Annotated in this window: 22 protein-coding genes; 13 read left to right on the top strand and 9 right to left on the bottom strand. The window is 74.0% G+C overall.

Annotation, left to right across the window (positions count from 1 at the left end):
- Positions 1-68: 68 nt before the first annotated feature.
- Complete coding sequence (locus tag E2B92_RS09075) at positions 69-671, top strand: NADPH-dependent FMN reductase (RefSeq protein WP_126887742.1); 603 nt, start codon at positions 69-71, stop codon at positions 669-671.
- Positions 672-680: 9 nt separating this feature from the next.
- Here E2B92_RS09075 and E2B92_RS09070 read toward each other — a convergent pair whose 3' ends face one another.
- Positions 681-1337, bottom strand: a complete 657-nt coding sequence (locus tag E2B92_RS09070) for a pyridoxine/pyridoxamine 5'-phosphate oxidase (RefSeq protein WP_126887741.1) — start codon at positions 1335-1337, stop codon at positions 681-683.
- Between the two features lie 7 nt (positions 1338-1344).
- Complete coding sequence (locus E2B92_RS09065) at positions 1345-2472, bottom strand: thiolase C-terminal domain-containing protein (protein ID WP_126887740.1); 1128 nt, start codon at positions 2470-2472, stop codon at positions 1345-1347.
- A 291-nt stretch (positions 2473-2763) separates the two neighbouring features.
- Between E2B92_RS09065 and E2B92_RS09060 the strand changes: the two genes are divergently transcribed.
- Together E2B92_RS09060 and E2B92_RS09055 are read left to right on the top strand one after the other, a co-directional pair.
- Positions 2764-3921 carry an acyl-CoA dehydrogenase family protein gene (locus tag E2B92_RS09060; RefSeq protein WP_126887739.1) on the top strand — a complete coding sequence of 386 codons (1158 nt, stop codon included), beginning with the start codon at positions 2764-2766 and terminating at the stop codon, positions 3919-3921.
- Positions 3918-4457, top strand: coding sequence for a nitroreductase family deazaflavin-dependent oxidoreductase (locus E2B92_RS09055; protein ID WP_185923687.1), 540 nt, complete (start codon positions 3918-3920; stop codon positions 4455-4457). Before E2B92_RS09060 ends, E2B92_RS09055 begins: the two co-directional genes overlap by 4 nt.
- A gap of 22 nt (positions 4458-4479) precedes the next feature.
- On the opposite strand, the gene E2B92_RS09050 is transcribed toward E2B92_RS09055, so the two are convergent.
- Positions 4480-5127 (bottom strand): TetR family transcriptional regulator, encoded by a 648-nt coding sequence (locus tag E2B92_RS09050; protein ID WP_126887738.1) that lies wholly within the window; start codon positions 5125-5127, stop codon positions 4480-4482.
- A 356-nt stretch (positions 5128-5483) separates the two neighbouring features.
- Between E2B92_RS09050 and E2B92_RS09045 the strand changes: the two genes are divergently transcribed.
- Both E2B92_RS09045 and E2B92_RS09040 read left to right on the top strand, forming a co-directional pair.
- Positions 5484-6266: a VOC family protein gene (locus E2B92_RS09045; RefSeq protein WP_126887737.1), complete on the top strand. Its 783-nt coding sequence runs from the start codon at positions 5484-5486 to the stop codon at positions 6264-6266.
- Positions 6267-6404: 138 nt separating this feature from the next.
- Positions 6405-8804: an outer membrane protein assembly factor BamB family protein gene (locus E2B92_RS09040; protein ID WP_133087458.1), complete on the top strand. Its 2400-nt coding sequence runs from the start codon at positions 6405-6407 to the stop codon at positions 8802-8804.
- Positions 8805-8823: 19 nt separating this feature from the next.
- On the opposite strand, the gene E2B92_RS09035 is transcribed toward E2B92_RS09040, so the two are convergent.
- Complete coding sequence (locus tag E2B92_RS09035; RefSeq protein WP_126884982.1) at positions 8824-9543, bottom strand: hypothetical protein; 720 nt, start codon at positions 9541-9543, stop codon at positions 8824-8826.
- Between the two features lie 155 nt (positions 9544-9698).
- On the opposite strand from E2B92_RS09035, the gene E2B92_RS09030 reads away from it, so the two are divergent.
- The gene (locus E2B92_RS09030; protein WP_126884981.1) at positions 9699-10235 is read left to right on the top strand and encodes a hypothetical protein; all 537 of its coding nucleotides are present in this window, start codon (positions 9699-9701) and stop codon (positions 10233-10235) included.
- Positions 10236-10259: 24 nt separating this feature from the next.
- Here E2B92_RS09030 and E2B92_RS09025 read toward each other — a convergent pair whose 3' ends face one another.
- From E2B92_RS09025 to E2B92_RS09015, 3 genes are read right to left on the bottom strand one after another with little or no spacing between them, the layout of a single operon-like run.
- Positions 10260-11027 (bottom strand): enoyl-CoA hydratase/isomerase family protein, encoded by a 768-nt coding sequence (locus E2B92_RS09025; RefSeq protein WP_126884980.1) that lies wholly within the window; start codon positions 11025-11027, stop codon positions 10260-10262.
- Positions 11024-11440 (bottom strand): Zn-ribbon domain-containing OB-fold protein, encoded by a 417-nt coding sequence (locus E2B92_RS09020; protein WP_126884983.1) that lies wholly within the window; start codon positions 11438-11440, stop codon positions 11024-11026. Before E2B92_RS09020 ends, E2B92_RS09025 begins: the two co-directional genes overlap by 4 nt.
- Positions 11441-11464: 24 nt before the next feature.
- Positions 11465-12616 carry a lipid-transfer protein gene (locus tag E2B92_RS09015; RefSeq protein WP_126884979.1) on the bottom strand — a complete coding sequence of 384 codons (1152 nt, stop codon included), beginning with the start codon at positions 12614-12616 and terminating at the stop codon, positions 11465-11467.
- Between the two features lie 54 nt (positions 12617-12670).
- On the opposite strand from E2B92_RS09015, the gene E2B92_RS09010 reads away from it, so the two are divergent.
- Positions 12671-14230, top strand: coding sequence for a FadD3 family acyl-CoA ligase (locus E2B92_RS09010; protein ID WP_126884978.1), 1560 nt, complete (start codon positions 12671-12673; stop codon positions 14228-14230).
- Between the two features lie 189 nt (positions 14231-14419).
- Here the strand turns inward: E2B92_RS09010 and E2B92_RS09005 are convergent, their stop codons facing one another.
- Together E2B92_RS09005 and E2B92_RS09000 are read right to left on the bottom strand one after the other, a co-directional pair.
- Positions 14420-14698, bottom strand: coding sequence for a hypothetical protein (locus E2B92_RS09005; RefSeq protein WP_235023741.1), 279 nt, complete (start codon positions 14696-14698; stop codon positions 14420-14422).
- 177 nt (positions 14699-14875) lie between these two features.
- Positions 14876-17833: an AfsR/SARP family transcriptional regulator gene (locus tag E2B92_RS09000; protein ID WP_126884977.1), complete on the bottom strand. Its 2958-nt coding sequence runs from the start codon at positions 17831-17833 to the stop codon at positions 14876-14878.
- Positions 17834-17977: 144 nt separating this feature from the next.
- Here E2B92_RS09000 and E2B92_RS08995 point away from each other — a divergent pair, with 144 nt between their 5' ends.
- The 6 genes from E2B92_RS08995 (at position 17978) to E2B92_RS08970 (ending at position 23081) form a co-directional block, all read left to right on the top strand.
- Positions 17978-19204 (top strand): amidohydrolase family protein, encoded by a 1227-nt coding sequence (locus E2B92_RS08995; RefSeq protein WP_126884976.1) that lies wholly within the window; start codon positions 17978-17980, stop codon positions 19202-19204.
- A 111-nt stretch (positions 19205-19315) separates the two neighbouring features.
- The gene (locus E2B92_RS08990; protein ID WP_126884975.1) at positions 19316-19612 is read left to right on the top strand and encodes a hypothetical protein; all 297 of its coding nucleotides are present in this window, start codon (positions 19316-19318) and stop codon (positions 19610-19612) included.
- A gap of 57 nt (positions 19613-19669) precedes the next feature.
- Complete coding sequence (locus tag E2B92_RS08985; protein ID WP_126884974.1) at positions 19670-20083, top strand: PaaI family thioesterase; 414 nt, start codon at positions 19670-19672, stop codon at positions 20081-20083.
- An 85-nt stretch (positions 20084-20168) separates the two neighbouring features.
- A complete protein-coding gene (locus tag E2B92_RS08980) occupies positions 20169-21089 on the top strand; it encodes an LLM class F420-dependent oxidoreductase (RefSeq protein ID WP_126884973.1) in 921 nt (306 codons plus the stop codon).
- A 10-nt stretch (positions 21090-21099) separates the two neighbouring features.
- Complete coding sequence (locus E2B92_RS08975; protein WP_126884972.1) at positions 21100-21861, top strand: SDR family NAD(P)-dependent oxidoreductase; 762 nt, start codon at positions 21100-21102, stop codon at positions 21859-21861.
- Between the two features lie 95 nt (positions 21862-21956).
- Entirely contained in the window at positions 21957-23081 is a 1125-nt protein-coding gene (locus E2B92_RS08970) for an LLM class flavin-dependent oxidoreductase (protein ID WP_126884971.1), read from the top strand.
- Positions 23082-23180: the final 99 nt, after the last annotated feature.

The raw sequence follows: 23180 nt of genomic DNA, 5'->3' as shown, positions 1-23180 counted from the left end.
CCCGCCCCGGCAGGTTGGAGGACGTGACCGCGCCGGTCACCCCACCGAACCTTCCGAGGAGCCCCGCCATGTCTTCCCAGCCCCTCCGCCTCGCGGTCGTCATCGGCAGCGTCCGGGAGAGCCGCTTCGGCCCGGTCGTCACCGGCTGGTTCGCCGAACAGGCCCGGGCGCACGGCCGGTTCGACGTCGACGTCATCGACCTGGCCGACGCCGATCTGCCGCTCGCCCTTCCTCCCGTCCCCCCGGCCATGGACCCCGGCATGCCGCGCCCCGCCGGCATGGCCGGCCTGACCCGCCGGCTCGGGGAGGCGGACGCCGTGGTGGTCGTCACGCCCGACTACAACCGCAGCTTCCCCGCCTCCCTCAAGGCCGCCATCGACTGGCACTACACGGAATGGCAGGCCAAGCCCGTCGGCTTCGTCGGCTACAGCGGCGCCAGCGGGGGGCTGCTCGCCATCGAGCAGCTCAAGCAGGTCTTCGGCGAGCTGCACGCCCACACCGTCCGCGACTACGTCAGCTTCCCGCGCTACTACCTGCTGTTCGACGAGGAGGGGAACCTGAAGGACCCCGACGAGCACGCGACCGCCGCGACGGTGATGCTCGACGAACTCGACTGGTGGGGCTCGGTCCTCCGGGACGCCCGCCGCGACCGCCCGTACGCCACCCGGTAGGGGTGGTCCTCACGGCCACAGCAGGCCGCGCTCCCAGTCGCCCGCGGGGGTGCGGCGGTAGCGGAGCCGGAGGTGGCGGCGGCGGGCGTCGCCCTGGAAGAACTCCACCTCGTACGGTTCGAGGATGTAGAGCGTCCAGGTCTCCACGTCCGCGTCCGGTTCCGCCTCGGCGCGTTCCCAGGCCGCCTCGCCGGCCCGTGCCAGCTCGGCCGTCGAGCCGAGGACCTCGCTCTGCCGGCCCACCAGGGCGGCGGCCAGGGCGCCCGTCGAGCGGGCGTGCAGGTCGTCGTACGCCTCCTGCGGCGTGCCGGTCACGACCTGGCCCCGCACCCGGACCTGGCGGCCCTGCACCGGCCAGTAGAAGCCGAGGGCCGCGTGCGGAGCGGCGGCCAGTTGACGCCCCTTCGCGCTGGTGGCGTGCGAGGCGAAGTGCCAGCCGCGCGCGTCGGCGTCGTGCAGCATCACCGTCCGCACGTCGGGGCGTCCCTCCGCGTCGACGGTGGCCAGCGCCATGGTGTGCGGCTCGGCCTGCCCGGCCCGTGCCGCCGCCACGAGCCACTGATGGAAGAGCGGCAGGGGAGCGGCGGGCGCGGAGTCCGGGTCGAAGGCGGGCAACTCGGTGTCCCAGACGCGCAGGGACCGGAGGGTGTCGTGGAAGTCGGTCATGGGGACATCATGCGCGCCCCAGGACCACCGTCCCCGACGAGCAGAACCAGCCGCCCGTCCCCGACACCACCCCGAGCCGGGCGCCCTCGACCTGGCGGCCGGGCGCCTCGCCGCGGAGCTGGCGGACCGCCTCCACCAGCAGGAACAGGCCGCGCATGCCGGGGTGGCAGGCGGACAGGCCGCCGCCGTCGGTGTTGACCGGCAGGGTGCCCTGCTCGACGTAGGGGCCGCCCTCGCCCTTGGCGCAGAAGCCGAGGTCCTCCAGGGTCACCAGCGTCATGTAGGTGAAGGCGTCGTAGACCTGGGCGAAGTCCATGTCGGCCGGAGTGAGGCCCGCCCGCCGGAAGGCGAGCCGGCCGCTGACCGCCGCCGGGGAGACGGTGAAGTCGTCCCACTCCGACATGGTGGTGTGCGAGACGTGCTCGCCGGTGCCCAGCACCCACACCGGGGCCTTGGCGGTGTCGGGGACGTACTCCCGCGCCGCCAGCAGGACCGCGCAGCCGCCGTCGCTGCGGAGGCAGCAGTGCAGTTTGGTGAAGGGGTCGGCGATCAGCGGGCCAGACAGCACGTCGTCCACCGTGATCGGGTCGCGGAACATGGCCTCCGGGTTGAGGGCGGCGTTCTCCCGCGCCCGGACGGCCACCGTCGCCAGTTGCTCGGGCGTGGTGCCGTACTGGTGCATGTGGCGGCGGGCGGCCATCGCGTACTTGGCGACCAGCGTGTGCCCGTACGGAACCTCGAACTGGAGCGGGCCACGGGCGCCGAAGGCGAGGTTCGCCGTGCGGCGCCCGGCCCTGATGTCGGCGCGGGCGGTGGAGCCGTAGACGAGCAGGACGGCCTCGGCGTGCCCGGCGGCGATGGCGTCCGCCGCGTGCGCGGCCATGACCTCCCAGGTGGCCCCGCCCACGGAGGTGGAGTCCACCCACCGGGGCCGCAGCCCCAGGTACTCGGCCACCTCGACCGGGGCGAGGGTGCCCAGCCCGGCGGAGGCGAGCCCGTCCACGACGGACCGGTCGAGCCCGGAGTCGGCGAGCGCCCGCCGGGCGGCCTGGGCGTGCAGCGCGTAGGGGGTGGCCGTGTCGACGCGTCCGCAGTCCGAGAGGGCCACACCCACGATGGCGACGGGACGACGCATGTTTCTGACGGTACATCAGATGCGGGCTCCGGGCACCCCCGTGGCACGGCTCCGGGCGTCCCCAGGTGCGCTCCGGGCATTCACCGCCGAACGGCTCCGGGCGTCCCCCGGGTGCGCTCCGGGCATCCACCGGTGCGCTCCGCAGCATCCCCCGCGGATCGGCTCAGGGCCCCCCTGCGGATCGGCTCCGGGCATCCGGCGCCGCACGGCTCCGGCATCCCGCGCCGAACGGCTCTGGGCATCCTTCACCGTTCGCCCTAGCATGACGGCCCGTCAGAAAAGGGGGCCCTCATGGACACCGCCTTCACCGCCGAGCAGGACGAGATCCGCCGCACCCTGCGTGACCTGCTCGCCACGCACTGCGGCCCCGCACAGGTCCGCGCCGCCGCCGGTACGGACACCGGGCACGACCCGCACCTGTGGGCCCTGCTCGCCCGGCGGCTCGGGCTGCCGGGGCTGGCGCTGCCCGAGGTGTACGGAGGCGTCGGCTGCTCCCTCACCGAACTCGCCCTCGCCTGTGAGGAGACCGGCCGCGCCCTGGCGCCCTCGCCGCTCCTCGGCACCGCCGTGCTCGCCGCCCCGCTGATCGCCCGGCTCGGCACCGGGGCGCAGCGGGCGGCGCTGCTGCCGCGCCTCGCGGACGGCTCGCTGACCGCCGCGCTCGCCGCCGCGCCCCTGGCCCGCGCCCTCGCCCTGACCGGCGACAACCGGGCCGGTGAGTGGGCCGGGGGCGGCCGGGCCGGCGGCGTGCAGGCGCGGGTGGCCGCCGACGGGACGTGGAAGCTGTACGGGGAGGTGGGGCAGGTCCTGGACGGGCACAGTGCCGGCCTGCTGGTGGTGGCCGCGCACACGGGCGGCTACCCCGCGGCACGGACGCTGCTCTTCCTCGTCCGCGCGGAGGCGGCCGGCCTCGCCCGCGTACGCCTGCCGTCGCTGGACGGGACACGACCCCTGGCGCGCGTGCAACTGCGTGAGGTGACGGGGGAGTTGCTCGGCGAGGACGGGGCGGACGTGCCGGGGGCCCTCGCCGCCACCGGGCGGGACGCGGCGGCCGTGCTCGCGGCGGAGGCGGCCGGGGCGGCGGCCCGGGTCCTGGAGGGGACGGTGGAGTACGCGCGGGCACGGGAGCAGTTCGGGCGGGCGATCGGCTCGTTCCAGGCGGTCAAGCACCGGCTGGCCGACCTGTACGTGCGGGTGCAGGCAGCACGGTCGGCGGCGTACTACGCGGCCTGGGACCCGTCGGCGGGGGGACTGGCGCTCGCCCAGGGCCTGGAGGCGCTGGGCGCCGCCGCAGCCGAGGGCGTCCAGTTGCACGGCGGCATCGGGTTCACCTGGGAGCACGAGGCCCACCTGTACGTGAAGCGGGCGACCGCCGACGAACTGCTCTTCGGCCCCGTCCACCGGCTGCGCTCCCACGCGGCCGAGACGGCGGGGGTGCTCGCCCGGTGAGCGGGCCGTCACCGGCGCTGCGGCTGGTCCGGAGGGTCTCCTCGACCCGTACGTTCGCGAGGATCGCCCCGCACGTGGTCCCCGCCTTCGACCGCGCGGTCCACCGGCTCACCGGGGGGAGGGTGCTGCCCAGTGCCCGGATGCTGCCGGGGCTGGTGCTCGTCACGCGCGGCGCCCGCTCCGGCCTGGAGCGCCGCACGCCCCTGGCGTGTGTGCCGGAGGACCCGGCGGCGACCACCTGGGTGCTGGTCGGCTCCAACTTCGGCCGCCCCGCGCACCCCGCCTGGACGGCGAACCTGCTGGCCCACCCGGACGCGGAGGTGCACTGGCGCGGCCGGACCGTCCCCGTGCGCGCCCGGCTGCTGAAGGGCGAGGACCGGCAGGTGGCGTGGGAGAAGGCGCTGCGGCTGTGGCCGCCGTACGCCGCGTACCAGGCGAGGGTCGATCGCGAGATCCGCCTCTTCCGCCTGACCCGGCGCGGGGAGGGGATACGGGAACGCCGATGGCGGTCGGGTGAAGGACCGCCATCGGCGTGACAGGACGTGTGAGGGTGGGGTGTTACTTCGTCGGCTTCTTGCCCGTGATGCCGAGGTGGACCAACAGCGCCAGGTTCGGCTTCAGTTCGGCCTGCTTGACGCCCCAGGTGGTGAAGCCCTTCTGGTGCGAGGCGACCGCCGCCAGCATCGCGACCAGGGAACCCGCCATGGCGGCCGGGTTGACGTCCTTGTCGACCTTGTTCTTGGCCTGGAGCTCCTTGACCGCGTCCGTCAGGGAGTTGGTGACCGAGTTCAGAATCTTCATGCGGATCTTGTAGAACCGCTTGTCGCCCTCGGCGGCACCCAGGTCGACCACGCGGAGGATGGCGTCGTTCTTGCGCCAGAAGTCGAGGAAGCCCTCGACCAGTTCCTCCGCGGCCTGCCAGGCGGACTTGCCCACCCAGGTGCGGCCGGAGACCAGTTCGGTCAACCCGGCGCCCTCCTTGGCCATTTCTTCCGCGATCTCGAGGACCGCGCCCTCGACGTCCGGGAAGTACTGGTAGAACGTCGCCGGGGAAGTGCCCGCCTTCCGGGCCACGTCGATGACTTTGACGTCCCGGTACGGCGAGGAGCTGAGCATCTCGCTGAGGCAGTCGAGCAGCTTCTGCCGCGTCGCCTGTCCGCGTCGACCGGCCACGCGGCCGTCGACGGTGCGTACTTGTCCTGTCATGCCGTCAGCTTACCGAGGGGTGATCTGCGCGCGATTCGGCCGACTGCAAATGGGGTCACACCCCTCCGTCACGGCCCCCGCCGGGGCCTCCCCGCTGGGCCGGGACGCCCGGGGCGGCCCTGTCCGGCACCACGGTTTTCGGCCACCTCGAAGCCCCGCACTGCCCCGATAGGATTATCAACAGCCTGTGGACAACTTTGGTGGACAACCCGTGCGGACACCGGGCCGCGCGGCCCTCGTATCGCCACAATTGCACCTATGTTCGATTTCTTCCCCTGCGGCGGACGCCCGGCGCCATTAGCGTGACCGTGACGGGCGCCACACTCCCGGCCCGTACACGGAAAGGGATCAGGTCCATGGCCGCATTCACAGAGGGCACGCCGTGCTGGGCGGATGCGATGCTCCCCGACCTCGAAGCCGGCAAGCGGTTCTACGGTGAGCTCTTCGGCTGGACGTTCGACGAGGGCGACGAGGCGTACGGCAACTACACCAACGCCTTCAGCGAGGGGAAGCGCGTCGCCGGCCTCGCGCCCAAGCGGGACGGCCGGATGCCCACCGTCTGGGGCGTCTACTTCTCCACCCCCGACGCCGTCGCCACCACCCGCCGCATCCGCGAGGCGGGCGGCCAGATGGTGATGGACCCCATGCCGGTCGGCTCCTTCGGCACCATGGCCCAGGCCGCCGACCCGGGCGGCGCGGTCTTCGGGCTGTGGGAGGCCGGTGAGCACACCGGCTTCGAGAAGCAGGGCGAGCCGTGCTCCTTCTGCTGGACCGAGGTCTACACCAGGGACAAGGACGCCGTGGACGCCTTCTACGAGACCGTCTTCGGCTTCCAGGTGCGCGACCTCGACGACGCCTCGATCGACTTCCGGGTCTGGTCGCCCGCCGGGACGCAGGCCGGCGACGATACCGCCATCGGCGGCCGCAGCGTGATCACCGACGCCTTTCCGGCCGCCATGCCCGCCCACTTCCTCATCTACTTCGCCGTCGAGGACTGCGACGACACCGCCGCCGTCGCCACCCGCCTCGGCGGGCGCGTCACCGAGGAGCCGTTCGACACGCCGTACGGCAGGATCGCCCTCATCGCCGACAACCAGGGTGCCGTCTTCGCCGTGCTGGCGGAGCCGAAAGCCGCCTGAGAACCCCCGTGAGGGTGTCCGGATCGGGGTGAGACACCCCGATCCGCCCCCGGGTTCGCAACCACCGCCCCGGACAGGAACAATCAGGGGGCGACTGGGGCCGTACTTTCATGGCCCCTACGGGGAGGTGGCAGGCAAGTGGAACAGCTCACGCAGCACGACCCGAGACGGATCGGCCCCTTCGAGGTGCTGGGCCGGCTCGGTGCCGGAGGCATGGGCCTGGTCTATCTCGCGCGGTCGGCCTCGGGGCGGCGCGTGGCGATCAAGACCGTACGGACCGAGCTCGCCGAGGACCAGTTGTTCCGCGTCCGCTTCACGCGCGAGGTGGAGGCCGCACGGGCGGTGTCCGGCTTCTACACGGCGGCCGTGGTGGACGCCGACCCGCGGGCCGCGGTGCCGTGGCTGGCGACCGCGTACGTCCCGGCGCCCTCCCTCGAGGAGATAGTGAATGAGTGCGGGCCCCTGCCGGCCCAGGCGGTGCGCTGGCTCGCCGCCGGGATCGCCGAGGCGCTCCAGTCCATCCACGGCGCCGGACTGGTCCACCGCGACCTCAAGCCGTCCAACGTCCTCGTCGTGGAGGACGGGCCGCGCGTCATCGACTTCGGCATCGCGTCCGGCGTCTCCAACACCCGGCTGACGATGACCAACGTCGCCGTGGGCACCCCCGCCTACATGTCACCCGAACAGGCGAAGGACTCCCGCAGCGTGACCGGCGCGAGCGACGTCTTCTCGCTCGGCTCCACGCTGGTCTTCGCCGCCACCGGGCACGCCCCCTACCACGGGGCCAACCCGGTGGAGACCGTCTTCATGCTGCTGCGCGAGGGCCCCGACCTGGAGGGGCTGCCCGACGAGCTGCGGCCGCTGATCGAGTCCTGCATGCAGATGGAGGCCGGGCTGCGGCCCTCGCCGGCCGACCTCCAGGCGCAGCTCGCCCCGCACCTGTTCTCCGGGAGCGACGACAGCGGTACGGCCTCGGCCTGGCTGCCGTCCCGGGCCACCGCGATGATCGAGGCCCGCCGGGGCGGCCGCCCCACCCCGCCGCCCCCGCCCGCGCCCCCGTCCGCCCCCGCCCCGGTGCCCGGCCCCGGACACGGCGCCGAGTGGAACCCGCCCCGGCCCGGCGGCACCGGTGACCCCCGCACGGGGCACGCGGCACCCGCCGCCCCGGTCCGGCTGCCCGGCGCCCCCCTGCCCATCGGCCCGGGGCCGCGCGTCGCCGACACGCGCGCCGCCCTGGCGGTGGACGCCGGGCCCGCCACCGGGTGGATCCGCCGCCCCGCCGGGGGCCCGCACGGCGCCGACCCGTCCCCGTCCGCCCCGGCGCCCGCCCCGGCGCACCCGCCGCACCCCGCATCCCCGCCGGCCGCCGGGCCCCCGGCCGCGCCGGAACCGGCGGGCCCCGGGCACTGGCGGCCGTGGCGGTTCCGGATGTCCAACGACGTCTGGGGCACCCCGGTCGTCTCGGGCGACCTGCTCTACGTCACGTCCTTCGAGGTGCACGCGCTGGACGTCGGCACCGGCCGGCGCCAGTTCAAGACCCGGGACGTCGCCTGGACCATGGCCGTGTCGGGGGGCCGTATCCACGCCTCCGACGGCCCCTCGCTGTACGCGCTCGACGCGCTCGACGGCAGCGAGCGGTGGCGGCTCCAGACGGACGCCTGGGCGTACTCGCTCAAGGTCGACCGCGGCACCGTGGTCACCGGCACGCGCGGCGGCGGCGTCCAGGGCTGGGAGGCGTCCAACGGCGAGAAGCTGTGGGAGATCACCGGGGCCCAGACCGACTTCGAGACCCCGGACGCCGGACCCGCGCTGTTCGGCGACACCGTCTACGTCTGGCGGAACGCCCGGCTCCAGGCCCTGGACGCGCGTACCGGCACGGAACGCTGGTCGTACCCGATCGGCGACGCCGCCTCCTGCGGCGGTGTACCCGTGCGCGTCGCCCCGGCGGAGGACGGCCATGTGTACGTCGCCGCCGGAACCCGCGTGCTCTCCGTCGACATCATGTCCGGCCACGTCCGGTGGCACTTCGAGGCCCCGGCGGTCTTCCTCTCGCCGCCCGCCTTCGCGCCCGGCCCGGCCGTCACGGGCGGCGGGGTGTACCTCGCGGACTACCTCGGCACGGTGTACGCGCTCGACGCCACCACCGGCAAGGACCGCTGGCGCATCGCCACCGAGTCCCGCCACTCCAGCGAGCCCGTGCTGGTCGCCGACGGCAACATCCACGTGGGCAGCGGCAGCGCGGTCTACACCCTGGACGCGGTGACCGGCACCCCGAAGTGGCGCTTCCCGGCCGGCGGCCCGATCATCGGCGCCCCGGTCGTGGCGGACGGCCGTCTGCACTTCGGCTCGGCCGACCACGTGCTGTACACGCTGGACGCGAGCGGCGGGCAGCTCCGCTGGAAGCTCACCACGGGCGGGGAGATCACCGGCTCGCTGGTCGCACGCGCGGGCGTGGTCTACGCGTGCAGCAAGGACCGGTGCGTGTACGCGCTGGACGCGGTGAAGGGCACGGCCACCGGCAGGAGCGGCGGGCGCTGACGGCGCGCGCCGCCCGGGGTCAGCCGCGGTGCGGGGGACCGGGCCGGTACGGCTCGTCCGGGCCGGGGCCCGGTTCGCCGGGTCCGTAGCCCTCGTCCGGGCGGCCGGCGGGCCGGTCGCCGTACCGGTCGTCGTACCGGCCGTCCTGCCGGGGGTACTCGGCGGTGGGCGCGTCGCCCGCGTACGGCTGCCGTCGCGGCTCGGCGTAGGGCTCGTCGTAGGGCTCGGCGTACGGGTCCTGGTAGGGCTCGGTGTGCCCGCGCCGGTGGTGCCCGTGCCCGCGTCCCCAGCCGCCGTGCGCGGCCGGCTCGTGCGCCTCGCGCGCCCGTGCCCGTCCGCTCATCACCGCGGCACCGAGCAGCAGGAGCAGTCCGCCGCCCGCCGCCAGGGCGACCCCCGGGCCGAGGCCCGAGCCGTCCGACTCGACGCTCAGGCTGCCGGCGGCCTGTCCCTGGCGGACCATCCACAGGACCGCGAAGGCCAGCACGACCAGTCCGGCGAGGGCGACCAGCAGCCGGGACCGCAGCACCACGCCCACCAGCGTCAGCACCGCCGCGAAAACGAACGGCAGCAGGAGCGAGGTCCACAGGTCGGCGCGCGTCGCGCTGATGCCGCCGAAGAGGTCGGCGACGCGGATGTCGCGTCCGGGACGGCCGTCGTACCAGGCACGGAAGGGGCTCCAGACGGCGGCCGTCGCTCCGGCGAGAGCAAGGATCGAGCCGATGACGTTACGGACCATCCTCGGCCTCCCTGGGTCGGCTCTCGATCACGACGCTACGCCGCCCGCGGGCGGGGCGCCACACGGCGGCGGGGAGGCGCCCGCCGCGCTGCTAGGGTGACGTGTGCCCGTCAAGATCGGGCTCCACTCACTCGCACTTTCAACGGGGGTTGAACGTGAAGCTCCGCCATGTCCGTGCCATCGCCGTCTTCGGCGTCGCGCTCGTCGCACTCACCGGAGCCCGTGGCTCCGGGGGCGGCTGCAGCAGCAACAGCGGCAGCAACAGCAGCAGCCACAGCTCCGACAGCGGTACCACCGGCGGGAGCACCACCGGTGACAGCACCACCGGCGGCAGCGACAGCTCCAGCAGCGGCTCGGGCGGCGTCTCCGTCCCCGGCGGCTCCGGCGGCGGCGACAAGGCCGCCCGCGACATCAGGATCGACGAGTGCCGGATGGACGACGCGGGCAAGAACCTCGTCGCCCGGATCACGGTCACCAACGACGGTTCGCTGGACCAGACGTACAACATCACGATGAAATTCCGCGGTGACGCCGGCTCCGGCGCGACCACCGTGCGGGCCAACGTGACCGGGCTGACCGTCAAGGGCGGCGAGTCCCGGCAGGCCGAGGCCACGACCGCGTACACCGGTACCGGCACCGGCAGCGAGTACAAGGAGTGCGTCGTCGACACGGCGACGAAGACGGCCCTCTGACGACCCTCCGACGCCCCGGGCCGCTCACCGCAGGCGGTACCCGCCCCGGCCCCGCCCCTCGAACAGCGCGGCCTGCCGCTCCGGCGGCAGGTTGCCCAGCGCGATCAGGTGCGGGGCCTGGGCGAGCGCGTGGGTCCTGGCCGCCTCCCGGGCCGCCCACACCGCGCGGACCGTGCCCTGCACGGCCTCGGTCGGGTGGGCGGCGATGACGTCCGCCGCCTCGCGTGCCGCGGCCAGCGCGCCGCCCGGCTCCGTCAGCTCCGACACCAGGCCCGTCTCGTACGCCCGCCGCGCCGACACCCGTTCGGCCGTGCCCATCAGGGACATCCGGGCGACCTCCCCGTACGGCATGCGCTGCGCCATGAGGACGGCCTCGTACGCGCTGACCATGCCGTACGTCGTGTGGGGGTCGAAGAAGCTCGCCTCTCGCGACGCCACCACGAACTCGCACTCGCCGAGCAGGTAGAACGCCCCGCCGCAGGCCATCCCCTCCACGGCCGCGATCACGGGTTTCCACAGGTCGTTGGCCTTGGGGCCGATGGCCAGGAGCGGGTCGTCGGCGCTGTACGGGGAGGCCGGCTGCGGGACGTCCACCGCCCGGTCGATGCCGGTGCTGAACGCCTTCCCGCCCGCCCCGGTGAGGACAGCCGCGCGGACGCCGTCGTGGTACCGCAACTCCCGCCACACGGCGGCCAGCCGGGCGGCCGTGCCGAGGTCGATAGCGTTGTGCCGGGCGGGCCGGTCGAGGGTGACGACCGCGACGCCCCCCGCCCTCTCGACGCGTACGGTCACGGCCGCTCCAGCACCCAGCGCGGGAGCCCGCCGTCGAACGCCACCCGCACGGCCGCCCCGATGCGCAGCCTGGCCGGCTCCACCGAGTCGAGCGGCGCGCCCGGCGCGGCGACCACGTTGCCGACGAGCCGGATGCGCGGGGCGTCGGCGAGCTCGACGACGGCGACGTTGTAGCGCGGGGCGAGGGCGGCGTACGCGGGCAGGAGGGGCGGATGGGGGACGACGTACGACCAGAGGCGGCCGCGTCCGCTCATCGGGCGCCACTCGCTGTCGAAGGACCGGCAGTGCGGACAGCAGGGGCGGGGCGGGAAGCGCAGTTCGCCGCAGCGGGCGCAGCCCTGCACACGCAGTTCGCCCCGGGCGGCGTACTCCCAGAAGGGGGCGCCGTCCTCGTCGGTGACGGGTGCGAGCATCGCCCCGGTGGGTTCGGGCATCTCTCAGCTCCTCAGCAGCAGCGCGGACGTGGGGACCCCTTCGCCGGCGGTGACCAGGCAGGTCGCGGCCCCGGGCACCTGGGCGGTGCTGGTGCCGCGGAGCTGCTTCACGCCCTCGGTGATGAGGTTGAAGCCGTGGACGTACGCCTCGCTGAGCCCGCCGCCGCCGGTGTTGACGGGCAGCCGTCCGCCGATCTCCAGGGCGCCGCCCTCGGTGAAGGCGCCGCCCTCCCCCCGCCCGCAGAAGCCGTACCCCTCCAGGGAGAGGGGGACGAGCGGGGTGAACGCGTCGTAGATCTGCGCCACGTCGACGTCCTCGGGGCCGAAGTCGGCCCGCTTCCACAGGTGCCGGGCGGCGGTCCAGGCGGGACCGGTGAGCGGGTCGTCGTTCCAGTAGTTGACCATCCCGTGGTGCTGGGCGGGCAGCCCCTGGGCGGTGGAGTGGACGTAGACGGGCGGGCGGCGGCAGTCGCGGGCGCGCTCGGCGCCCACGATCACGCAGGCGAGGGCGCCGTCGGTCTCCAGGCAGTTGTCGAACAGGCAGAGCGGCTCGCTGATCCAGCGGGAGGTCATGTACATCTCGCGCGTCAGGGGGCGCTCGTACATGATCGCGGCCGGGTTCTGGTTGGCCCTGTTCCGGCAGGCCAGGGCGACGTTGAAGAAGTGGTCGCGGGTGGCGCCGTACTCGTGCATGTAGCGGCGGGCGAGCATGCCGATCTCGTCGGCGGGGCGCAGCAGCCCGTACGGGCGGGTCCACTGCGCGGGCGTGGGGAGCTGGACGGCCGTGCTGGTCCAGGGCCGGGGGCCGGAGCCGCGCTTCCTGGACCGCCAGGCGACGCCGACGGTGGCCTGGCCGGTGGCTATGGCGGCGGCGAGGTGGGCGACGGTGGCGCACGATCCGCCGCCGCCGTACCCCACCCTGGAGAAGAAGGTGGCGTCCCCCGCCCCGATGGCCTTGGCGAGCTCGACCTCATCGGTCTCCTCCATGGTGTACGAGGCGAAGGCGTCGACCTCGGCGGGGGCGATGCCCGCGTCGGCGAGGGCGGCCAGGACGGCGCGGCACGCCAGCGTCTTCTCCGGCTCGGCCAGTCGCCTGGCGAAGCGCGTCTCCCCGATCCCGACGATGGCCGTCGCGTCCTTCAGCGCATCTGTCATGGCCGCCACCGTAGCGCTAATCTGACGGACAGTCAGCTAGAGGGAGGGCGGGAGATGCGCGGACGACGCGGCGACCTGGAATGGGGCTCGATCCCCCAACTGGTGCGGTCGGCGGCCGAGGGGTACGGGCCCCGGGAGGCGGTCGTGGAGGGCCGGCACCGGGTCACCTACGCCGAGCTGGGCGAGCGCGTCGAACGCGCGGCCGCCGCGTGCCTGGCGGCGGGCGTGGAACCGGGCGACCGGGTCGCGGTGTGGGCGCCCAACACCCTCGACTGGATCGTCTCCGCCCTCGGCGCCGTGACGGCGGGCGCGGTGCTGGTGCCGCTGAACACCCGCTTCAAGGGCGCCGAGGCCGCGTACGTCCTGGAGCGCAGCCGCAGCAAGCTGCTGTTCGTCACCGGGACGTTCCTGGGCACGTCCTACGTGGCGTCGCTGCGGCGGGCCGGCGCCGTGCTGCCGCACCTGGAGCAGGTCGTGGTCCTGGCGGACAGCGCGCCCGAGGACTTCCGCACCTGGAAGGAGTTCCTCGCGGGCGGTGACGCGACACCCGCCCGGGAGGTCCGCGCCCGCGCCGACGCCATCGCCCCGACCGACCCCTCCGACATCATCTTCACCTCCGGCACGACGGGCCGCCCCAAGGGCGCGGTGATCAGCCACGCGCAGACCCTGCGCTGCTACGAGACGTGGGCGGACCTGGCGGGGCTGGCCGAGGGCGACCGCTACCTGATCGTGAACCCCTTCTTCCACACCTTCGGCTACAAGGCGGGGATCATCGCCTGCCTGACCCGCGGGGCGGTGATGGTGCCGCAGCCCGTGTCCGGCGTCGACACGGTGCTCGCCAACGTCGCGGCGGAACGCGTCACCGTCCTGCCCGGCCCGCCCACGCTCCTGCAGTCCCTGCTGGACCACCCCGCCCGCGCGGCGCACGACCTGTCCTCGCTGCGGCTGGTGGTGACCGGCGCGGCGGTGGTGCCGCTGCGCCTGGTGGAACGGCTGCGCACCGAGCTGGGGGTGGGCACCGTCCTCACGGCGTACGGGCTGTCCGAGGCGAGCGGCATCGTCACCATGTGCCGCCGGGGCGACCCGCCCGAGACGATCGCCACCACCTCGGGCCGCCCCATCCCCGGCACGGAGGTCCGCCTCGACCCCTCGGGCGAGGTGCTGGTGCGCGGCCACAACGTGATGAGCGGCTACGACGACGACCCGGCCGCGACCGCGGAGGTCCTGGACGCCGACGGCTGGCTGCGCACCGGGGACGTGGGCGTCCTGGACGCGGAGGGCAACCTGCGCATCACCGACCGGATCAAGGACATGTTCATCGTCGGCGGCTTCAACGCCTACCCCGCCGAGATCGAGCAGCTCCTCGCCGCCCACCCCGAGCTGACCGACGTCGCCGTCGTCGGTGTCCCCGACAGCCGCCTCGGCGAGGTCGCCGGGGCCTTCGCGGTCCGCCGCCCCGGCTCCACCCTCACGGCCGACGACCTGATCGCCTGGGCGCGCCGCGAGATGGCCAACTACAAGGTGCCCCGCCACGTGGAGTTCGTCCCGGAGCTGCCGAGGAACGCGAGCGGCAAGGTGCTGAAGGGCGAGCTGCGGGCGCGGTCCGCGGGCTGAGCGCGGCGCGCACGGCGAAGGGGGCGGACCGGCTCAGGTCCGCCCCCTTCGTGGGGCCGTGCCGTCCGTGCGCGAAGGGTGGGGCTCCGCGTGGTGGACGGCGGGATGCACCGACCGTGGAGTGCCGCGGCCGCGGCGGCTCCCCCTCCGCGCCGCCGCGGCCGCACCCCGTGGTGAAGGACGTTCCGGTCAGCTCGCCGGCGGAGCCGGCGTGTGGTGGTCGCCCAGGGTGGTGACGGTGTCCTGGGCCGGCGGTGCGGGCGTGTGGTGGTCGCCCATCGTGGTGATGGTGTCCTGGGCGGGAGGCGCGGGCGTGTGGTGGTCGCCCATCGTGGTGATGGTGTCCTGGGCGGGCGGTGCGGGCGTGTGGTGGTCGCCCATGGTGATGAGGTCCTGGGCGGGCGGTGCGGGCGTGTGGTGGTCGCCCAGGGTGGTGACGTTGTCGAGCTTCTTCGTCGACTCGCTCATGAATCTGTCCCCCGTGAGGTGCTGTTGTGGTGTTGAGTGCCTTCTGACCGGCGGCTCCCCCGAGGGTCGCCGGGCAGAAGGCTAGTGGACCCGCGTGCCCCCCGACGCGGCGGATCGACTGCTATGGAGCATGCCGGGTGGGCATAAACAATCGATGAACGCCCTGTTCCGGGGGCGTCAGGCCGCCGTCAGCGGCGACAGCAGCCCCCGGGCCTCCTCCGCCTCCGCCGTCGCACCCGACTCCTCGTGCAGGGCCAGCGCCTCGCGCCAGCAGGCCCGCGCACGGCCCGACTGCCCGAGGCGGTCCAGCGCCTTGCCCAGCGTGATCAGCACATTGCCCCGGATGCGGTCACCCCCGATGCAGCCTATGGCCAGCGCCTGTTCGGCGTGCTGGGCGGCCCGGGCGGGGTGCTGGGCGGACAGGTGCGTCTGCGCGATGCGGAAGTGCGTCGTACCGGCCCACAGCCGCTGCCGGTTCGTCTCGAACCGGTGCAGCGCCTGGGCCAGTTGTTCCAGCGCCTCGGCGTGGCGGCGGGCATGGGTGAGGGCGACGCCCAGCGCGTACTGCGCGTTGGCCAGGCGCAGGGTGTGCCCTATGCGCTCGTACAGCTCCACGCCCTGCTCGGCGAGCGAGATGGCCTGCGCCACCCGCCCCATGGACAGGTGGATGCGCGACAGGTTGCACAGGGCGCTCGCCTCGCCCGGCCGGTTGTCGTCGGCGTGCGAGCCCTCCATGGCCTTGAAGAGGTACCGCTCGGCGTCCGCGTACCGGCCCTGGTTGAAGGCGATGATGCCCCGGTCGTTGTCCGCCCAGTAGACCGGTGCGGGGTCCCCGGCCGCCGTCGCCAGCCGCGACGCCTGCTCGGCCTCGCGGTCCGCCTCCCCGTACCGGCCGGCGACCAGGTGGACATTGGTCATGGACGTCCGCGCCCGCCCCTCGATGCGGGCGTCGCCCGAGGCACGGGCCGCCTCGAGGGCGGACAGCGCGGCCGCCTCGTACAGCTTGGAGTTCGCGCCGGACTCCGCCAGGTCCTGGGCGGCCCACAGCAGGTCCACCGCCGTGCGCAGCCGCGGCCCCTTCGCCGCCTGCCGGGCGCACGCCAGCAGGCAGTTCGCCTCCGTGTACAGCCAGTCCAGCGCCGCCCGGCGGTCGGCGAAGTCGAGCCCCTCGTACGCCGTCGGCGCCAGGTGGGCCACCAGGCGGTCGCCCGGCCGCTCCATGGCGAAGACGCGGGCGGCGGTCGCCAGGTAGAAGTCCAGCAGGCGGGAGAGGGCCAGCTCGCGCTCGGCCGGGGGCTGTTCGTCGCGGTCGGCGCACGCACGCGCGTAGAGCCGGACCAGGTCGTGGAAGCGGTAGCGGCCGGGGGCGGCGGATTCCAGCAGTGAGGTGTCGACCAGGGACTCCAGCAGGTCCTCCGCGTCATGGAGGGGGAGGTCCAGGACCGCCGCCGCGGCCGCCAGGGAGATGTCCGGGCCGTCGGCCAGGCCCAGCAGGCGGAACGCCCGGGCCTGGGCGGGCTCGAGCTGGCCGTAGCCGAGTTCGAAGGTGGCCTTCACGGCGAGGTCGCCCGCCTGGAGCTCGTCCAGACGGCGCCGCTCGTCGGCCAGCTTGGCCGCGAGGACCGACACCGTCCAGGTGCGGCGCGCCGCCAGGCGGGAGGCGGCGACACGGATCGCCAGGGGCAGGAAGCCGCACGCGGCCACCACGTCCAGGGCCGCCTCGCGCTCCGACTGCACCCGCTCGGCGCCCACGATCCTGGTGAAGAGCTGGAGCGCCTCCTCCGGCGACATCACGTCCAGGTCCACCAGGTGCGCACCGGCCAGGTCGACCATCCGCACCCGGCTGGTGACCAGGGCGGCGCACCCCTCCGTGCCCGGCAGCAGCGGCCGCACCTGGGCGGCGTCCCGGGCGTTGTCCAGCAGGACCAGCACCCGCCGCCCGGCGAGCGTCGACCGGTAGAGCGCGGCGCGCTCGTCGAGGGTGTCGGGGATGGCGGAGTCCGGGGCGCCCAGCGCCCGCAGGAAGGCCCCGAGCACCGTCTCCGGCTCGGCCGCCCGCGCCCCCGCGCCCTGGAGGTCCACATAGAGCTGCCCGTCCGGGAAGTGCGGGCGCGCGGCGTGCGCCACGTGCACGGCGAGCGTCGTCTTGCCCACCCCGCCGATGCCCGCGAGGGCCGACACGGCCATCACCGAGCCGTCGGCGGTCGCCAGTTGGTCGCCCAGCTCCCGCACGAACGCCGCCCGGCCGGTGAAGTCCGGCACCGTGGCCGGCAACTGCGCCGGGCGGGAGACGGCCGGGGCGCGGGACGGCTCCTCCACCGGGCGGGCCAGCTCCGCGTCCGCCCGGAGGATGCGCTGCTGGAGCCGGGCCAGCTCGGGGCGCGGGTCGACGCCCAGCTCGTCGGCGAGGAGCCGGCGCGTGTCGGCGTACACCGCGAGCGCCTCCGCCTGCCGGCCGCTGCGGTACAGCGCCAGCATCAGCAGTTCCCGCAGCCGCTCGCGCAGCGGGTGCGCGGCGGTCAGCGCGGTCAGCTCCGACACGGCCTCCGCGTGGTGCCCGCACTCCAGGTCCAGGTCCAGCCGGGTCTCCAGCAGGGTCAGCCGCCACTCCTCCAGGCGGGCGCGCTGGGTCTCGGCGTAGGGGCCGGGCACGCCCGCGAGGGGCTCGCCGTCCCACAGGCCCAGCGACTTGTCGATCAGCGCCCGGGCCTGGTTGCGGTCGCCGCCCGCGCGGGCCTTCTCCGCCCCGGCGGCCAGCTCCTGCGCCACGTTCAGGTCGAGGGCGTCGGCGCGGCCCCGGATCGCGTACCCGCCCGACTCGCTGACCACCACGCCCGCCGGGAGGACCTTGCGCAGCCGGGAGGCGTACGTCCGTACCGCCGCCAGGGCCTGCGAGGGCGGCTCGTCGCCCCAGATCGCGTCGATCAGCTCGGCGGCCGTCGCCGTGCGCCCGTCGCGCAGCAGCAGTGCGGCGAGCAGGGCGCGCTGCTGCGGCGAGCCGGACGGCAGGGCCTCGCCGTCGCGCCAGGCGCGTACCGGGCCGAGCACGCCGAAGCGCAGGTCGCCGCCGTCCCCGGCAGGACCCGGCTGCGGAGCGCGCTGCTCCGGCACTCGCGGCCCGTCTTCACGGTCCATAGCTCCCCCTGCCCGTACCGCTGGTTTCGCCCCCGACAGTCTGCCTTGTCGATGGCGTTTGCGTCAGCAGTGGGTGACGCTCTGCACAAGCTCCCCCCACCGATTAGCTGACGGGTCGTCAGTTCAGCGCTACCGTGCTGAAGCATGGAGACCTTCCCCAAGATCATCTCGGTGGACGACCACACGGTGGAGCCGCCCCACGTCTGGCGGGACCGCCTCCCGGCGAAGTACCGCGACACCGGCCCGCGCATCGTCCGGGCACCCCTGAAGGACATGACCTTCCTGGGCGGGAGGTTCGCCCCCGTGATGGGCGAGAAGGGCGACGACGGCCCCGTCGGGGACTGGTGGGTGTACGAGGACCTCCACCGCCCCCTCACCCGGCTCGACACCGCCGTCGGCTGCGACCGCGACGAGATACGGCTCGAAGTGATCACGTACGAGCAGATGCGCCCCGGCTCGTACAGCGTCCCCGACCGCCTCGCCGACATGGACGTCAACCACGTCCAGTCCGCGCTCTGCTTCCCCACCTTCCCGCGCTTCTGCGGCCAGACCTTCACCGAGGCCGCCGACCGCGAGCTGGGGCTGCTGGGCATCCGGGCGTACAACGACTGGATGGTGGAGGAGTGGTGCGGCCCGGAGGCGCACGGCCGTCTCATCCCGCTGACCCTGATCCCGCTCTGGGACGCCGGGCTCGCCGCCGCCGAGGTGCGCCGCAACGCCGCCCGGGGGGTGCGGGCCGTCGCCTTCTCCGAGATCCCGCCGCACCTGGGGCTGCCCTCCATCCACACCGACGCCTGGGACCCCTTCCTCGCGGCCTGCGACGAGACGGGCACGGTCATCGCCATGCACATCGGCTCGTCCTCGCGGATGCCGTCGACCTCGGCGGACGCCCCGCCGGCGGTCGGCTCCACCATCACCTTCGCCAACTGCTGCTTCTCGATGACCGACTGGCTGATGAGCGGCAAGCTGGAGCGGTTCCCGGGCGTGCGGATCATGTACGCGGAGGGGCAGATCGGCTGGATTCCGTACATCCTGGAGCGGGCGGACGTGGTGTGGGAGGAGAACCGCGGCTGGGGCGGCGTGGCCGACAAGGTCCGCCGGCCGCCCTCGGAGGTCTTCGCCGAGCACGTGTACGGCTGCTTCTTCGACGACGCCTTCGGGCTCAGGAACCTGGACGCGATCGGCGTCGGGAACGTCCTGTACGAGACGGACTACCCGCACTCCGACTCGACGTGGCCGAAGTCGCGCGAGGTCGGCGAGGCGCAGATGGCCCACCTGGACCCGGAGGTGGTCGAGCGGATCGTCCGCGGCAACGCCATCGACCTGCTCGGGCTGACGGACGAGGGCCTGTGGCCGGGGGCCGGCGCCTGACGCGGCCGCCGGGCGCCGCCACCCGGATGGGCCCGCTCGGATGCGGCGCCCGGTCCGCCCCGTGAACACTGGCCCCGAAGGGGGCGACGGCGACCGGGAAGAGGGCGGCTCATGCGCACGATGATGATGTGCCAGATGGACACGGAGAAGACGAACGAGGCGATCAACGGCGACCGGCTCGACGCCATCCTCCGGTCCCTCATGGACCGTGTCCGGCCGGAGGCCGCGTACTTCGGGGCGATGGACGGGATGCGCACCGCCTTCGTCGTCTTCGACATGGAGGACCCCGCCCAGGTGCCGGTGATCTGCGAGCCGCTGTTCATGGAGCTCAACGCCAGGATCACGCTGATCCCCGTGATGAACGGCGACGACGTCCGGACGGGCGTGGGGCGCTTCCTGTCCTCCTGACACCCCGGGGCCGGCCGGGCGGGTTTCGCCGCACCGGCGCGGCGGGAGCATCCGGGCATGACTCTCACACTCGCCGAGGCCGACAAGATCCTCGCCGACAACTTCGCGCCCTGGGTGCTGGAGCTCGGCCTGTCCGTCGTGGAGGCGGGTGAGGCGCACGCCGTCCTGCGGTTGCCGTGGGACGGGCGCCTCGCCCGGGAGGGCGGCGGGCTGTCGGGCCAGGCGCTGATGGCGGCCGCCGACACGGCCACCGTGATCGCGGTCTCCTCCGCCCGCGGGGCCTTCGTCCCCATGACCACGGTGCAGCAGTCCACCAGCTTCATGCGCGCGGTGACCGGCGCCGACGTCCTGGTGGACGCGCGGATCACCAAGCTGGGCAGGCGGATGGCGTTCGCCGACATCACGATGACCGCCGAGGGGGAGGCGGAGCCGGCGGCCCGGGCCTCCACGGTGTACGCGCTGCTGGGGTGAGCGGCAGTCTTGTCGTCTGATGGAGCGTCAGGTACGACTGGGGACCGGTCGTTGCTGACGTGTCGTCAGATCTGGGGGTGCGGGCGTGGTCTCGTACGGGATGCAGTTGCCGGTCCAGTCGCAGAGCGCCCTCTACGCCGAGCCGTGGGAGGCGGCCGCCGGTGTGGAGGACCTCGTCGAGATCGCCCGCACCGCCGACCGCGGCGGGTTCGCCTACATCGCGGTCTGCGACCACGTGGCGATCCCGCGCAGGCTCGCCGGGGCGATGAGCACCGTCTGGTACGACCCGGTCGCCACCCTCGCCCACCTCGCCGCCGTCACCCGGCGCGTACGGCTGCTGAGCCATGTGGCCGTCGTCGGGCTGCGGCACCCCCTGATCACGGCCAAGGCGTACGCCACCCTCGACCACCTCAGCGGCGGGCGGCTGATCCTCGGCGTCGGTGCCGGTCACGTGCGCGAGGAGTTCGACGCCCTGGGGGCCGACTTCCGGCGGCGCGGCGCCCTGCTGGACGAGGTGATCGACGCGCTGAGGGCGGCGCTGGGGCGGGACGAGTACCCCTCCTTCCGGGGTGAGTTCTTCTCCTTCGCGGACCTCGGGCAGCGTCCCCGGCCCGCCCAGGCCCGGGTGCCGCTCTGGGTCGGCGGGTCGTCGCCCGCCGCCGTGCGCCGCGCCGCGCTCAGGGGCGACGGCTGGCTGCCCCAGGGCGACCCCCGCGACCGGCTGCCCGCGCAGATCGGCCGGCTGCGCGGGCTGCGCGAGGAGGCCGGGATCGAGGAGCCGGCCGTCATCGGGGCGATCACCGAGGCGCTGTACGTCGGCGGTGCCACCTGGGACGTCGGGCGGCGCACCCTCAGCGGCGGGCCGGACGCGCTCGCCGAGTCGCTGCGCGCGTACGGGGCGATGGGCGTGGACCAGATACAGGTGCGGTTCCGATCCCGGAGCCGTACGGAACTCACCGACCAGATGGCGGCCTTCGCCGCCGGGGTGGCACCGCATCTGGGCTGAGGAGGCCGGTATGGGCAAGCTGGACGGGCGGGTCGTGCTCATCACGGGCGCGGCGCGCGGCCAGGGCGAGCAGGAGGCCCGGCTCTTCGCGGCGGAGGGGGCGAGGGTCGTCCTCGCGGACGTGCTCGACGGGCCCGGGGCCGCGCTCGCCGAGGAGCTGGGGGAGGAGCGGGCGCGGTACGTCCACCTCGACGTGGGGTGCGAGGACGACTGGGTCCGGGCGGTCGCCGCCGGGAAGGAGGCGTTCGGCGCCATCGACGGGCTGGTCAACAACGCGGGTGTGCTGCGCTTCAACGAGCTCACCGCCACGCCGCTGGAGGAGTTCATGGAGGTGGTCCGGGTCAACCAGGTGGGGTGCTTCCTGGGGATGCGGACGCTCGCGCCGGAGATCGAGGCCGCCGGGGGCGGCACGATCGTCAACACCGCCTCGTACACCGCCCTGACGGGCATGGCGTACGTCGGCGCCTACGCGGCCACCAAGCACGCCGTCCTCGGGCTCACCCGGGTCGCGGCGGTGGAGCTGGGCGGCCGGGGCATCCGGGTCAACGCCGTGTGTCCGGGGGCCGTGGACACCCCCATGTCCAACCCCCGGGGCGCCGACCCGGCCGCGCTGGACGAGATGTACCGCAAGCTCGTGCCGCTGGGACGGGTGGGGCGGCCGGAGGAGGTGGCCGCGCTGGCCCTCTTCCTGACCGGCGCGGACTCCGCGTACATCACGGGGCAGCCCTTCGTCATCGACGGGGGATGGCTGGCGGGGGTCAACGTTTTCTGATGGACCGTCAGGTATTGACGGTGCGGGTGGGCGGTGGAACAGTCGGGCTCGGAACTGACGGTACGTCAGAAATAACGTTGGGACGGTGAACCCCCTTGGAATTCGGGATCTTCGTACAGGGATACGTTCCGGCCAAGCGGGCACAGGCCGACCCCGAGGCCGAGCACAAGGCGCTGATGGAGGAGACCGAGTACGTCATCCAGGCGGACAGGTCCGGGTTCAAGTACGCCTGGGCCTCCGAGCACCACTTCCTGGAGGAGTACTCGCACCTGTCGGCCAACGACGTGTTCCTCGGCTACCTGGCGCACGCCACCGAGCGCATCCACCTCGGCTCCGGGATCTTCAACCCGCTCGCCCCCGTCAACCACCCGGTCAAGGTCGCCGAGAAGGTCGCCATGCTCGACCACCTCTCGCGCGGCCGCTTCGAGTTCGGCTCCGGACGCGGCGCCGGGTCCCACGAGATCCTCGGGTTCCTGCCGGGCATCACCGACATGAACCACACCAAGGAGATCTGGGAGGAGACCATCGCGGAGTTCCCCAGGATGTGGCTCCAGGACGAGTACGAGGGCTTCCGGGGCAAGCACTGGTCCCTGCCGCCGCGCAAGGTCCTGCCCAAGCCGTACGGCAGGGCCCACCCGGCCATGTGGTACGCGGCCGGATCACCGTCCTCCTACGCCATGGCGGGGAAGAAGGGCCTGGGCGTGCTCGGCTTCAGCGTCCAGAAGGTCTCCGACATGGAGTGGGTCGTCGACGCGTACAAGACGGCCGTGAAGGACGCCGAGCCCGTCGGGGCGTTCGTCAACGACAACGTGATGGTGACGTCGACGGCCATCTGCGCCGAGACCCACGCGGAGGCGGTCGCGATCGCGGTGGGCGGAGGGCTGAACTACCTGCAGTCGCTGCTCTTCCGGTACCACGACACCTTCCCCCGGCCGGAGGGGATACCCGAGTGGCCGGAGCTGCTGCCCGAGTACACCGAGGAGATCGTCGAGCTCCTGATCGCCGAGGAGCTGATGATCTGCGGCGACCCGGACGAGGTGCTGCGCCAGTGCCGGCGCTGGGAGCGGGCGGGCGCGGACCAGCTCTCGTTCGGGCTGCCGATCGGGGTGTCGTACGAGGACACGATGACGACGATCCGGCTGATCGGGGAGCACGTGATCCCCGCGATCGACACGGACCCGGTGCACCGCACGACCCGCCTGCGCGAGGCGTCGGGCTGACGGCCCGGGGAAGCGGGCTCGGGGGCGGCGCCCCCGTGGACGCGGGGCGGTGGCATCCCGGGCCGCCGGCCCCGTACCGCCCCGGGCGGGGCACCGTGG

The sequence above is a fragment of the Streptomyces sp. WAC05374 genome, from assembly GCF_004353505.1.
Classification (GTDB): Bacteria; Actinomycetota; Actinomycetes; order Streptomycetales; family Streptomycetaceae; genus Streptomyces.
This window is presented reverse-complemented; position numbering and strand designations above follow the sequence as displayed.

Excerpts from the sequence above, each read along its gene's own strand:
- E2B92_RS09000 (WP_126884977.1), bottom strand. The coding sequence starts at position 17,833 with ATGGACCGTGAAGACGGGCCGCGAGTGCCGGAGCAGCGCGCTCCGCAG.
- E2B92_RS09050 (WP_126887738.1), bottom strand. The coding sequence starts at position 5,127 with ATGACAGGACAAGTACGCACCGTCGACGGCCGCGTGGCCGGTCGACGC.
- E2B92_RS09075 (WP_126887742.1), top strand. The coding sequence starts at position 69 with ATGTCTTCCCAGCCCCTCCGCCTCGCGGTCGTCATCGGCAGCGTCCGG.
- E2B92_RS09005 (WP_235023741.1), bottom strand. The coding sequence starts at position 14,698 with ATGAGCGAGTCGACGAAGAAGCTCGACAACGTCACCACCCTGGGCGAC.
- E2B92_RS08995 (WP_126884976.1), top strand. The coding sequence starts at position 17,978 with ATGGAGACCTTCCCCAAGATCATCTCGGTGGACGACCACACGGTGGAG.
- E2B92_RS09010 (WP_126884978.1), top strand. The coding sequence starts at position 12,671 with ATGCGCGGACGACGCGGCGACCTGGAATGGGGCTCGATCCCCCAACTG.
- E2B92_RS09060 (WP_126887739.1), top strand. The coding sequence starts at position 2,764 with ATGGACACCGCCTTCACCGCCGAGCAGGACGAGATCCGCCGCACCCTG.
- E2B92_RS08975 (WP_126884972.1), top strand. The coding sequence starts at position 21,100 with ATGGGCAAGCTGGACGGGCGGGTCGTGCTCATCACGGGCGCGGCGCGC.
- E2B92_RS09065 (WP_126887740.1), bottom strand. The coding sequence starts at position 2,472 with ATGCGTCGTCCCGTCGCCATCGTGGGTGTGGCCCTCTCGGACTGCGGA.
- E2B92_RS08990 (WP_126884975.1), top strand. The coding sequence starts at position 19,316 with ATGCGCACGATGATGATGTGCCAGATGGACACGGAGAAGACGAACGAG.
- E2B92_RS08985 (WP_126884974.1), top strand. The coding sequence starts at position 19,670 with ATGACTCTCACACTCGCCGAGGCCGACAAGATCCTCGCCGACAACTTC.
- E2B92_RS09035 (WP_126884982.1), bottom strand. The coding sequence starts at position 9,543 with ATGGTCCGTAACGTCATCGGCTCGATCCTTGCTCTCGCCGGAGCGACG.
- E2B92_RS09045 (WP_126887737.1), top strand. The coding sequence starts at position 5,484 with ATGGCCGCATTCACAGAGGGCACGCCGTGCTGGGCGGATGCGATGCTC.
- E2B92_RS09015 (WP_126884979.1), bottom strand. The coding sequence starts at position 12,616 with ATGACAGATGCGCTGAAGGACGCGACGGCCATCGTCGGGATCGGGGAG.
- E2B92_RS09070 (WP_126887741.1), bottom strand. The coding sequence starts at position 1,337 with ATGACCGACTTCCACGACACCCTCCGGTCCCTGCGCGTCTGGGACACC.
- E2B92_RS09020 (WP_126884983.1), bottom strand. The coding sequence starts at position 11,440 with ATGCTCGCACCCGTCACCGACGAGGACGGCGCCCCCTTCTGGGAGTAC.